Genomic DNA, 12,371 nt, shown 5'->3' with positions numbered 1-12,371 from the left:
GTGCAAATTTCAACGGTATCTATCAGACGAAGGACTGTTCAGCATTCCCGGCTGACGCACGGAAATGCCGAACAGTCCCCCCGACAGATTATTTCAAACAAAGCAACTCCATATCAGCTACTTTTTAAGAAAGCTATTCCCAGATTGCTATGTCTTTTCAGTGAATGCCGATCTTCCTGAATGTAATTCCAGGATTTTCTGTAGTCCTCACACACGGAAAAATCCGACTTGGTCATATATGCGATAAAACCAGGAACATCATCCTTATACTTCTTAGCAAAAGCAATCGCGTCCCGTTCCTTGTCTTCGTCTGTACTGTTCAATTTGTTATATAATACATGATCCAAGTTACAAGACATATAATAGACACTGTAAGGAATACTTCTCCAAACGTGATTCAATGATGCCAGCCGCTTTACATTGTCACGTTTTTTCCTGTTTCGGAAGCATATTCCATCCGGATTTACCGTTCGAATCCCCTGTTCTGTATAGAAGGGCTTTTCTGCCGATGAGTCCAGAATTACAGAAGAATCCGGAATAAAGCATCCATCTGTGTCTACCAGATGAATTACCTCCTGGTAGTCCGACTGCTTCAGAAAATACCGAGTACTTCTTATCCTGACGAAATCCCCGATTTTAGCAACTATATGTGCTGAGTCTGTTGTGGTTGTAATGTCGCCATGGACTATTTCAACATGAACCACATTTTGATCATAAATCCTGTTAAAGAGCAACTCAAGAGCCTCATCGTCCGAGGGGCCCTCTACAATGACCATTATAACTTTCCTACGACTCAAAGATCTCACCTGCCTCTCGGAATGCAAATGCGATCTCAGCATTATTGGTCGGTTTATAGACCTCTTCTTTCTGCTCACCCAGGACAATATCCCGGAAATAAAAATCCCTGAGATTATTATTCGACTTCACATGGGATAGCCGAATGTACCTGTTTTGAGGATTCGTTGTCGTAAATAATATAAAATTCTTATCCAGTGTCTCAAGCGGACGGAGATTGTGGGAGGTGAATATCAACTGTCCCTTTCCCTTCTCAGAAATGATTCTGAGGAGCTCTCCCAAAAGATATTCATAGACACCACTATCCAGTTCATCTATTGCCACCGTAATTGATGGATGATTATAAACAACGATCAACAGCTGTAGAATCGAGATGATCTTCTTAATACCTTCCGATTCATAGAGCAGCGGAATCTCTTTGCTGTTCTTCCTGGACATCAACTGAATGCTTCGGGCATTCTGCCCATTCTTCATTACCGATGGACCGAGGTCACGCATATCAATAGTAAGTCCTGGCACAATTTGTGTCAGAACAATATTCATATTGTTGATGACCTTTTTTATAACATCGTAAGTTATTTCCGGTACCGGCGTTGGCCGATCAAGAAGCAGAGGTATGGTTCCCACTACATGCTTGGGCTCGTGCGTGAATTGGAAGGACAAGGGAAGGATGTTTATGCTGATAACCCCTGTATTTTTTCGGTCAATGACATACAACTCATAATTGCCAAAATATACCAGCCGCCTGGTGAGAGCCGCATACAGCTCAAATTCTTCAGGATGGCTGCCATTTTCCTGCTTATGCAGTTCATCAATCATTGCTCTGGAAAATAGAAAGGATTGAGAAGAGCCAAGAGCCATTGCCTTTGCAATCCGCAGTTTATTCTTTACATTCTGATCATCCCCGAACAAAAGTTGATACTTACTCTCAGGTAAAAATATATCCGCATTTCTCGTATCCATGACCGTGCTTCTGCGCATCCTTGCACGATCATTCTCAACGCTGAATTTTAATACTTCATCAAAAACGCATACCTTTATGTTATCCTCAGAGTCGGACGGGGTATCCAAATTCTGTCCTGACTGATCCCTCACAGCTTTTATGGAAAATTCGTAAAAAGCATGACTGGTTCCTTCAGAATCATTGATGACAAACTCATACCTGAGCCTTGCTGCATCCGCATCGACATTGATGTACTCGGCATATTGGGCAGGTACAGGTCTGCCAGTCAGAACATATTTCAAAATCTGCAATGCATCGATCAGCGTAGTCTTACCGGAACCGTTTTGTCCATAGACACCGAGTATGCTGGACTGGTATTTCGTCCGATTATTCGAAAGCATAATGTGGCCTTCACAGACATTTTTTAAATTATATATATCGACTCCCGCCAACCGAACAAACTCTTCTGCCATGCCCAGTCCCTCCTAACGCACATATCGATATTATACTTTTTTGACACGAATGAGTCAATCGAATACGCGTTTAGGTACATAATGTATCTATTTTATTGTTCGAAATCTCTGGACAGATAAACTACGGCATCAATCCTTCTGCAGTCTTGGCTGTGTTTTTGCGGTGAGATACTGCATAATTTTCTGCTTGATGACGTTCTCTATCGCCGGTTCAACAGAAGTGATCATCGCATTTTCGGATGTCAACAGCTCGTCTCCGGAAATGGTATAGATCATATCATAATCAGAAGTCGCCTCATCAATGCTATGAAATAAGGATTGACCCAAAAATTAATTCGGCGCGGAGATATCAAGATAGTCGAGTATTGTCGGTGCGAGGCAGAGGGAATTTCTTCCTCTGACATCAATATGTTCCGATGGGATTCCCTTGTAGTAGATAAATAGAGGAATTCTATCCAGAAAACCATCGCTGCGCTGATAATCCGGAAATGCTGTCCGGAAGGCGTCATCGACAAAGGTTGCATGATCTGTGGTGAAGATAACGACCGTATTCTCTGCCAGAGTGCTCTCGTTAAACTTATCCATGAAAGTATTAAACTGAGCATCCAGATTATGGAATTTATTCAGTTCCGCATCACTGCCATCCCCAAAGATCTCATCCGGTGAATCAAATGATACATGGGTCCCCACCGTATACATTGCTGTGAAAAACGGCTTATTCTCCTGCTCCTTGCCCTGAACAGTATCCCACAATAATGCATATGCCTCTTTATCCGACAGCATATTATCTGTTTCGGGCATGAGCAGATGGTCAAACTGGAAACTGTTCAAATATTTTGTAAATTTATAGTTGTTCGGTTCTACATTGATAAATGTCGTGTCATAACCCCATTCCTTCAGTATCTCCTGCAGGGAAATCAGAGTATTGCTGTCATAATTATCCAGCTGGTATCCCGAATACAGTTGCCCGATCAGCCCCCGGTATGTAGCTGCCGTGTGGTTGTAGTAATTGTCAAAGTTCAGGGAATTGTCCTCGTAAGCCGCGATCGTGGGCGTGAGATTGCGGGAATCCTCGATAACCCCCTGCGAAAGACCTTCGGTGAAAATAAGAATAACATTCGGATGATCTGGAAGTTCCGCCGGTTTCTGCACGGAACTTCCAATATCTGACTGATAAAACTCTGATGTCATATTCTCCTGATTCTCAATAAATCGGTTCTGCTGAGCATGCTGCAATTCCTGCATTCCGAGGGAGACATAGCCGTACATCGGAGAATAAGCATTTCCGTAAATCAGCGTGAATCCCCACGCCATGAGCAGAAACGCCGACAGATAGACCTGCTGACCTAACCGGATCAGTGCAACCTCCGTGATCGGCAGGAAGGAAATCGCGGTTCCAATAACAGCGAAGGCGATGTACTCGAAAGCGCGCCCCTGCAGGTCTTCCAGAGATCCCAGATTGTCAACCATGATAAATGAGACATAACTCATCCCGAACGTCAGGACAATCTGCTGCACATTATAGAGAAAAATCAGGATGCTGTTCAGAATGTACGCAGTACGTCTGTGCTTTGTTATGAGGATATTCGACAGAATGAAAATAATGCCCAGTTCCAAAAGGCTTCCGACAAAGTATTTCTTCATATGCATACTGCTGAACGCCAGGATCGTGAGCATTATGGCAGATGCATATTTTATTGCCATAAAGATAAATTGCTTCTTCGCCGTTCTCATCTGTGTCACCCTTTACCGCAATGGTTATTTCTGATTATCGGCCATCTTCCCTGAATGTACGATGTTCCGAAGAATTTCGAATGTTCTGCGGGTATTTTTTTCCTGGTTGGATAGAATCATCCCCGCAAACAGGGACAGCAGAGCTGCCATCATGGTGAATCCGCAAACGATCAGCGTAGGATACCGGAGTACTTCGCCCGTCTTCAGGAAAGCCATCCATACCGGGACAAAGAAGATGAGTGAGAGGACGGCCAGAACGCCCGCGAGTGTGCCAAAAAAGGCAAGGGGCTTATAATTTTTGAACAGTCTCGCGATGGTAAGGAGCACCTTCATGCCATCCGAATAGGTATTTAATTTGGATACGCTGCCCTCCGGGCGGTCACGATACTCGATGATCACATTGTCGATCTGCATGTTGTGATAAACAGCATGAATAGTCATCTCCGTCTCGATCTCAAACCCCCGGGAGAGAACCGGATAGGTTTTTACAAAATCATAACTGAAGGCGCGGTATCCGGTCATGATGTCCCGGACATTGCAATGGAACGGATGATTGATACTGCTCCGCACAACGGAATTGCCCATGTTGTGAAAGGGTCTCTTATTTTCCTGAAAATAGGTGGAGGACAGCCGGTCACCGACAACCATATCGGCATTGTGGTTCAGAACCCGATCCGCCAGCTGGGGAGCGAATTCCATAGGATAGGTGTCATCGCCGTCCACCATGATATAACATTCTGAATCAACTTCCCGGAACATACGCCGGATGACATTTCCCTTTCCCTGCATAAACTCATTCCGGACAATGGCTCCGGCAGCAGCTGCAATCTCCGCAGTCCGATCACTGGAATTATTATTGTAGACATAAATCGCCGCGTCCGGCAGATTTCTTCTGGCATCCTCGACGACCTTTTTAATTGTTTTTTCCTCATTATAGCAGGGAATCAATACGGCAATCTTATCCATCGACAGCTCCTATTTTTATACCCAATAGCGCAAGAAAGTAAACATAACCGTATAGGTCACAGACAAAGCAATAAATATCAGAGAGATCCGATCACGGAAAACTGTCAGTGCTTCCTTGTTTTTCAGTCTTCCATTGGCCAGAATTATGCCTGCGCTCGGAATCAGCGGGATGAAGTACCGTCCCTGAACACCAGAGACGTAGTTCACCCCAATTCCCACCTCATGACTTGTCCATATAATATAAGTTCCCGCAAAAGTCAGATACAGACAAATCAGGAGTGCAACCAGGTTGGCACCTTTCAGCAAAAAACCGACGGGTTTCTGCCCGTAATCGATAATCACCACCAGCAGTAATATAAAGCAGAGCAGCAGGCAGAGTGAGACAGGTAATAGATAATCGAGCTGTCCTAAGTCTCCAACAAAAGAGAGAAAATAAAACGATGCATATTGCCGGAAGGAATGGAGGATCGTAAGACAAAAGGAAAACAAATGGCCTCTCAGGAACAATGACTGCTGATGAAGGAACGAATAATAATACCATCTCTTCTTATTAACCAGCAATCGAAATAACACGCGGAACAGCAGAAAAGGAAGCAATCCCGACGCTCCCACAATCACTATGGATCTTGCATACTGTTTTCGGTCGATGAATCTTCGGATGGGAACCGCAAATAAGCAGAGCAGGAAAGCGGCATACACCATCTTGACATTGAATAGAAAAAAGGAGCAGACGGCAAATACGGCAATATCGGCCGTGCATACTCTTCGATCGCTCTGCAGAAGATCAGACAGCCTCGCAAACAACAGAGCGGTCATGGAGATGACCACGGTGTCATAGGACAAGGTCGATGCCAGGGCAATACTCATCGGAAGCAGTGCCATCAACAAAGTTGATTTTTTATATGGCGTCCGCTTAATCGCAAAGTACATAGCTGTAATGAAGAAAATCAGATTGCCAAATCTCCCGACAAGCAGCAGATTGCCGTTGGACAAGATCAGTGAAGGAAGCAGCTTGGAAATCTGCAGATATAAAAAGATGGCGAAGCCTGACGGCAGGTAGGCAAGGAGATTCAGGTCCGCATTCCAGTAATCATAAAATGCCAAATTACCGAAAGATTCCGAAGCTGTCAGATTCTGATGAGCTTCAGCAAAAGTATATTGCACATCAAGATGGCCGGCAAATTTGTGATTATAGGTTTCAACAAAGTCAATCAGGCTCTGCGGAAGCATTCTTCCCATATAGCCATCTGATGACACAGTCGGAAAGAAAATTCCTCTTGCCAGCGAGTATGCATTGATGTAATGACTGTTCTCATCCGGCGAACACATAGGGGGAATCAGAAAGATCAGCAGGATTCCCGCCATAAACGCAATCACAGCAAAAAGCTGCTCATCCTTGATTTTGGCATTCATATAAATCGAGTACCTCTTTATTAAACGTGTTTATTCGTATAGATTGCGGATAACGCGCTCAAAATTCTTCCAGTCTCTGCCCTGGGCTGTTTTCTGGCCATTCTGATACAGATGATCTCTCAACTGACTGTCCGCAGCTATGCGGTCAATTTGATGCACTGCCCCATCAATGTCACCCTGAGCATAAAAGAGGCAATTTTCTTCATCCTTCAGGTATTCCCTGTTTCCTCCATTAGGCACAGCAACGACATATCCCCCAGTCGCCATCATCTCCAGCGGCGGATAAGAAAAACTTTCCAGCAGGCTGCTCTTTAAGAGGATATCACAATTCCGGTAGACTTCATCCACTTTTTCGTGGGGCAGCTTATAGAACATCCTGTCCGCACGATACCAGTCTTTCGCCTTCCCATTATAGGAAAGATACCATACCTCATAGCGGTCCGGGTCCAGCTTCTGGACAATATGGAAGCTCTCATCCACATTTTTATAATAGGACTGGCTGTCTCCCTCAATCAGAATCCGGATTTTCCCACTCATCTCCCTCTTCTTCGGATAGAACTGCCCACAGTCAATGCCGTTGGGAACATATGCGGCTTCCTGATGATAGCGATCCTTCAGCCAGCCGGCACACCATGCGGAGATTGTCATGAACTGAACAGGCTGTGTGGGATGATAACTCTGTTCCGCCCGGATTCGGATAGGATCACCAGCAGGATATAGATCAGTTTCATACCCTTGAACAAGATAACGCAGTTTTCGGATGTTTCGATAACGCTCAAAATACGACAACGTTTCCCAGAAAGTCGCTACCGCGCAGTCCACCCTCCCCATAAGCGTCGAGTTGGTCTGAGAGAGGACTGGGAATTTCTCCCCTTCAAACCGGATCCATCCATCCTCATGTCCCATATTGATTAGAAAGACGTCCCTTCCGGCTTTCTTCAGAAATGACGCATGCTTGAGCGTGACATAATTTCCTCCGCTGATGTTGAGAGAAGGCACGGCAAAGACGATGTTGGGACGCATTTTTTTCTTCAGATACTCCGTCAGCCGTTCTCCCGTATAAATGGTGATATAGCGTTCCTTCACAAAACGATAGGCATTATCCCCGAGACGGCGCCGTTCATCGGCACTGTGCACCAGCAGATTCAGCGCCTGATACCACTCTTCCGCCGTCGAGCAGAGTAATCCGGTCTCATTGTTCCGGATTGCGGTCTGAAAAGCGCCAAAATTGCTGGCGATTGTCGGTACTTTGACCAGGGAGGCCTCCGTCCACTTATTTTCCGACTTTGCGGCATTAAAAACGCCCTCCGTGATGGGCGCAATATTAATGTCTACTGAGGCGATCAGATCCGGCAGCTTCTTCCAGTCAGTAAATGGTTCCGCGACAATCTGATGGGAGAAGGGCTTCAATTCATCCGGAAGATCAAGCATGCCTACAATGTGCAGTTCAACTTCGGGATTCTCCCGCAATACCCGGGAAACCGCCGGAAGGATCATCTCAAAATCCTTATTGTGCGTGATGCTTCCACTGAAATAGCCAATCCGGACATGGCCATTCCGGCGGAGTTCCGCCCTCCGCATGGCTTCCTCGTATTCTTTTCCGCTCAGCCACTTGGGCAGGAAGGATTTCTCCACCGTCGGGAGGATGTCTCTCTTGTACATTGCCTGTTCCGAATACTGGTACATGGCATCGGAGGCTGTATTCCGATTGATAAAGACCTCCGGGACATAATGACCAAGTTCTTCCGCAAGCGCCTCTGTCGTCGTGATCGCCCCGTCGCACAATTTCAGGGTTTTCCCCATCCTGATGACGCCATCATCATAGATCTCCCGGTCCCGTCCCGTAAGCTGCTGCACATAAGGAATAGTATCTGTGTATTTCGTATCGATGACCAGATCATCGACATCAAAGAGCACCGTCCGGTTCATTGCCTTCGCGCTTGCAATCAGTTTTCCGACTTCATCGGTATACGGGCAGCGGAAAATGATGAAGGCCCGGTAGAATCGCGCCAGGTCTACGCTGACATCGGCGTAGTAAACGACATCGCTGGTCAGCCCGCAGGCATTGATCTGTTCCTGCTGGTGATAAACGCGGTATCGCGCCGGGTGCGGCACATCCGGTGAACACCCATTCACAAACAGGACATCTTTATAGAAGCGGTGCCTCCGCACAGTCTCTCTCGCGTAGTTCATATGAGAACTGGAACGCTTCCCGGAACCGCCATAGTAGACACGTACCTTCTCCCGGAGCCCGGATACTCCATTTTCCCTCAGAGTCTCAAGTCCTTTCTGCAGCAAAAGAGCGGGAGTATTTTTATCCGGAATATGGTCGACATCATATCGAATAAACTTATTGTAATAGGGATCCTCCTGTGAAAGCAGATGTCTTCTTTCCGAGCGGAATAGTGCCGTTTCCTCCTCTTTTAATTTCCGGTCAATGGGATCATGCACCGTAATTTCCGCGTAAGGAGTCCAGAGGATCTTATGCTGTACATCCCTGGCTCTCAGGCAGTAGTCGACGGCAAAATAACGATCGTATCGTTCCGAGAATCCGCCCAATGCCAGGATCTTCTCTCTCGCCACCATGAAACAGTTGCCGGAGACAGCGGAGGCCTCCCGCACATGGCACAGCCCCGCCTCGTACCCGTAGGATTCCGCCACTTCTCCCTGGAAGCGGTGTACGATGCCGTTGGGAATAGCCGCACATACCGCAATGCCCGCGCTGAAGATCACCCGCTCATCGGTCGTAATCTTCGGTCCGACAGCAGCCACGTCCTCGAGCTGTGCCAGGTTTAAAAGCTCTTTCACAAAGCCATCCGAGCGGATGACGGAATTCCCATTGATGAAGAGAATATACTTTTCCGAAATCTTATGGATGATCTGATTGATCGTCCTGACCACTCCGCCGCTGACCCTGACAACGCTGCAGGAATTTCCCTCCAGAAGGTATTCTTCTACCTTGGAATATTCTTTTTGCTCAGAATCCGAGAGAATATAGAAATTCATGCACATGTCATGTTCATTAGCCTGCAGGGTGGTAAGGCATTCTTTGAGATTGACGATGCTCTCCGCAGAATACAGGATAACGGCGACTCTGGCATCCTTCGGTATCCCATATCTCACATCATAAATCAGCGGAAATGGCCGGTGCGTGACAATCGACGCATTTCTCCCGCTCCTTTTGACCTGGTCCAGGACCGCCTTTTTTGCCGCCTGAATCGCATATTCCTTATGTTCTACGCCGGAGGAGACGGAATTTTCATGAATTCTCCAATAATACAGAACTCCCGGAATATGGACAATGCGGTCTGCTTTTTCCGTCAGCCGCAGCACCATGTCGTGATCCTGACTGCCATCACATTCTTTCCGGTATCTCCCCACTTTGTCCAACAAAGCTCGGCTGAAAATAGTCAGATGGCAGATGTAGTTGTGCGCCCTCAGCTCATACTTGGAAAAATCCGGCTTGTAATTGGGAGAAAACCACTCCTCCGGATTTTTCGTAAACTTTGCCTCATCCGTATACACGAAATCCGCCCCTGTCCTGGCGATCGTGCGGGCAGCTGCTCTCAGTGCTTCCGGATCGAGGACATCGTCATGATCCAACAGGACAAAGTAATTTCCGGTTGCAAGATCGATACAGGCGTTCGTATTCTCAGAGATTCCGCCATTGCCACTCAGCTTCTGATAGAGGATCCTTCCGTCCGCTGATGCGTACTCGCTGACAATCTCACCGACATCACTGTGATCCTCGTCACTGGCATCGGCAAGGCACAATTCCCACTCCTTATAACTCTGCTTTAACACGGAAGTGATCATGTCCCGCAGAAAAACTTCCGGAGTATTAAAAAGCGGCACTAAAATGCTGAAACGAACTCTCATGTATCTGACCCCTCGTCTTAACTTTCATACAACTTCAGGATTTGCTCTCTTACCTTACCCCAGCTTCTTTCGTCGGCGGTCTCAAGTCCATTCTGAATCAGAGATGAACGCAGTCCTTCATCGTCAATCATTTGTCTGAGAAGATTTCCTGCCTCGTCAAGCCGGTCCGGATCATAAAACAGGCAGTTATAATGATCCCGCAGGTATTCCTTATTGCCCCCATTTTCCCGCACAAGCACCAGCCCGCCAGTCGCCATCATCTCCAATGGCGGATAGGAAAAGCTCTCCAGCTTGCTGGATTTCAGAAGTACATGGCACTGCCGGTAGAGATCCGGCATCTGCCCGTAAGGAACCCGGTTAAAGTACCGATCGACAGTATACCATTCTTTTGGCTTACCCTGGTAAGAAACATACCAGACTTCATACTTCGACCTGTCCAGGTTCTGAATGATCCGGAAACTTTCATCCACATTCTTATACTCGTCGTCGCTGTTTCCCTCGACCAGTATGCGGATTTTGCCATGAAAATCTCTTTCCTGATAGTAAAATTTTTCTGTATCCAAGCCATTGGGCGCGTAAGCGGCATTCACCTGATACCTGTCCTTCAGCCATTTCTCGCACCACCTGGAGATAGTGAGATAGGTTACCTTTGCGCTGCAATAAGAACGGCTGGCGCGGATTCTCATGAAATCTCCAGGGGCATTAAACCCGATTTCATAGTTCTGTACAAGATAATACCGATCTCTGATTTCAGGATAAGAAGCGACCCATTTCTCGGTGGTAAATAAAGTCGCCACCGCCTTGTCGGCTTCCGCGAAAAAGCTGTGGTCCATCGAGCGAATAACGGGAAATTCAGTATTCTCAAAGTTTACCGTCGTGCTGGTCTCATGTCCGTCATTGAGGATCACAACCTCGTATCCGGACTGGAACATGAACAAAGCATGGCGCAGGGTGACCAGCTGCCCTCCGCTGATCTGCAGCACCGGCAGATTGAAGACAATATTGTGCTTTCTGGTCTGGCGTATCCATCGGCCAAAGGAGCAGGCGTTGGCTATTGTCGTCCAGTTCTCCGTCACCCGATCATAGGCATGTTCCGCGATGGTCCTTCGCAGTTCGGCATCCGCGATCAGACGGTTAAGATTTGTATACCACTCTTCCTCTGTGTTTCCACAGAGAATGCCATCGATGCCGTCACGAATGACCTGCCTGAACGCACCAACATTGCTCGCAATGGTGGGCACTTTGACCAGTGCCGCCTCCGTCCACTTGTTTTCCGATTTTGCTCGGTTGAACAGAGTGTCCTCCAGCGGTACCAGGTTAATGTCCACCGAAGCGATCAGCGCGGGCAGCTTCTGCCATGGACGGAACCCGGAACTTTCGATCTGGCCCTGAAATGGCTTTAGCTGTTCCGGAAGATCGATCTCCCCGGCAAGAACTAATCTGACTTTCTTATTTTCAGACAGTATGCGGCACAGTGGGTCCAGAATCATTCCGACATCGGCGTTATGGGTGATGCTTCCGCTGAAATACCCGATCCGCACTTCATCGGTTTTCACCTGATGAGGCGCCTCCTGCAGTGCTTCCAGAGAATACTTCTGCAGCTCTTCGGACATGACATTCCGGTTGATATAGACCTCGGGAACAAATTTCCGCAGTTCCTCCGCCATGGTCTCCGTCGTTGTTATGGCAGCATCACAAAGCCGAAGCATCCTTCCATTCCGGATCACCCCGTCATCATAAACCTTCCTGTCCTCCTCCGACAGAGTCTGAATATAGGGAATGCTGTCTGTATATCTGCGGTCGATGACAAGATCGTCGATGTCATACAGAATAACCTTGTGATAAGACTGCGCCTTCTCCACCAGTCTCTGCAGTCCCTCCGTGTGCGGGCAGCGGAAAAGTATATAAACTCTGGCGCATCTCGCATAGCTCTCATCGGCTTCCGTGTAAAAAATTTTCTCACAGGCAAGCCCGGCCATGGTCAGTTCTTCCATCTGGTGATCCACACGGTACCTGGACGGATGGGGCAGAGTACAGCCGTTGATAAAGAGCACGTCCAGGTACTGATTTTGAATCGGAGCATTGCTTCTGAGAGATTTCTGATAGGCAAGATACGTTCTCACCTTGCGCATAGTGCCCACAGGGCCATCATTTTTCAGTGATTTAAG

8 protein-coding genes are annotated in these 12,371 nt (G+C 47.2%); all 8 read right to left on the bottom strand.

All coding sequences use genetic code 11. The features are described from left to right. Positions 1-113: 113 nt before the first annotated feature. A complete protein-coding gene (locus ISF27_RS06700) occupies positions 114-776 on the bottom strand; it encodes a hypothetical protein (RefSeq protein WP_235986059.1) in 663 nt (220 codons plus the stop codon). A gap of 10 nt (positions 777-786) precedes the next feature. After that, the gene (locus ISF27_RS06695) at positions 787-2,211 is read right to left on the bottom strand and encodes an AAA family ATPase (RefSeq protein ID WP_194610386.1); all 1,425 of its coding nucleotides are present in this window, start codon (positions 2,209-2,211) and stop codon (positions 787-789) included. Between the two features lie 129 nt (positions 2,212-2,340). After that, positions 2,341-2,487 carry a hypothetical protein gene (locus tag ISF27_RS06690; protein WP_194610384.1) on the bottom strand — a complete coding sequence of 49 codons (147 nt, stop codon included), beginning with the start codon at positions 2,485-2,487 and terminating at the stop codon, positions 2,341-2,343. A gap of 54 nt (positions 2,488-2,541) precedes the next feature. Continuing rightward, positions 2,542-3,915, bottom strand: a complete 1,374-nt coding sequence (locus ISF27_RS06685) for a sulfatase-like hydrolase/transferase (RefSeq protein WP_194610382.1) — start codon at positions 3,913-3,915, stop codon at positions 2,542-2,544. A 54-nt stretch (positions 3,916-3,969) separates the two neighbouring features. After that, on the bottom strand, positions 3,970-4,911 hold the full coding sequence (locus ISF27_RS06680) for a glycosyltransferase family 2 protein (protein ID WP_194610380.1): 942 nt from the start codon (positions 4,909-4,911) through the stop codon (positions 3,970-3,972). A 15-nt stretch (positions 4,912-4,926) separates the two neighbouring features. Then, positions 4,927-6,324, bottom strand: coding sequence for a DUF2142 domain-containing protein (locus ISF27_RS06675; protein ID WP_194610378.1), 1,398 nt, complete (start codon positions 6,322-6,324; stop codon positions 4,927-4,929). Between the two features lie 30 nt (positions 6,325-6,354). Beyond that, positions 6,355-10,203, bottom strand: coding sequence for a glycosyltransferase (locus ISF27_RS06670; RefSeq protein WP_194610376.1), 3,849 nt, complete (start codon positions 10,201-10,203; stop codon positions 6,355-6,357). Positions 10,204-10,220: 17 nt separating this feature from the next. Continuing rightward, entirely contained in the window at positions 10,221-12,335 is a 2,115-nt protein-coding gene (locus ISF27_RS06665) for a glycosyltransferase (RefSeq protein WP_194610367.1), read from the bottom strand. Between the last annotated feature and the right edge of the window lie 36 nt (positions 12,336-12,371).

Source organism: Clostridium vitabionis (genome assembly GCF_015351765.1).
Lineage (GTDB): Bacteria > Bacillota > Clostridia > Lachnospirales > Lachnospiraceae > Clostridium_R > Clostridium_R vitabionis.
The sequence above is the reverse complement of the archived record's forward strand: the minus strand, read 5'-3'. Positions and strand labels throughout refer to the sequence as shown.

What these genes read in the sequence shown, in the direction of transcription:
- ISF27_RS06700 (WP_235986059.1), bottom strand. Translation starts at nt 776, where the DNA reads ATGGTCATTGTAGAGGGCCCCTCGGACGATGAGGCTCTTGAGTTGCTC.
- ISF27_RS06695 (WP_194610386.1), bottom strand. Translation starts at nt 2,211, where the DNA reads ATGGCAGAAGAGTTTGTTCGGTTGGCGGGAGTCGATATATATAATTTA.
- ISF27_RS06690 (WP_194610384.1), bottom strand. Translation starts at nt 2,487, where the DNA reads ATGATCTATACCATTTCCGGAGACGAGCTGTTGACATCCGAAAATGCG.
- ISF27_RS06685 (WP_194610382.1), bottom strand. Translation starts at nt 3,915, where the DNA reads ATGGCAATAAAATATGCATCTGCCATAATGCTCACGATCCTGGCGTTC.
- ISF27_RS06680 (WP_194610380.1), bottom strand. Translation starts at nt 4,911, where the DNA reads ATGGATAAGATTGCCGTATTGATTCCCTGCTATAATGAGGAAAAAACA.
- ISF27_RS06675 (WP_194610378.1), bottom strand. Translation starts at nt 6,324, where the DNA reads ATGAATGCCAAAATCAAGGATGAGCAGCTTTTTGCTGTGATTGCGTTT.
- ISF27_RS06670 (WP_194610376.1), bottom strand. Translation starts at nt 10,203, where the DNA reads ATGAGAGTTCGTTTCAGCATTTTAGTGCCGCTTTTTAATACTCCGGAA.
- ISF27_RS06665 (WP_194610367.1), bottom strand. Translation starts at nt 12,335, where the DNA reads ATGCGCAAGGTGAGAACGTATCTTGCCTATCAGAAATCTCTCAGAAGC.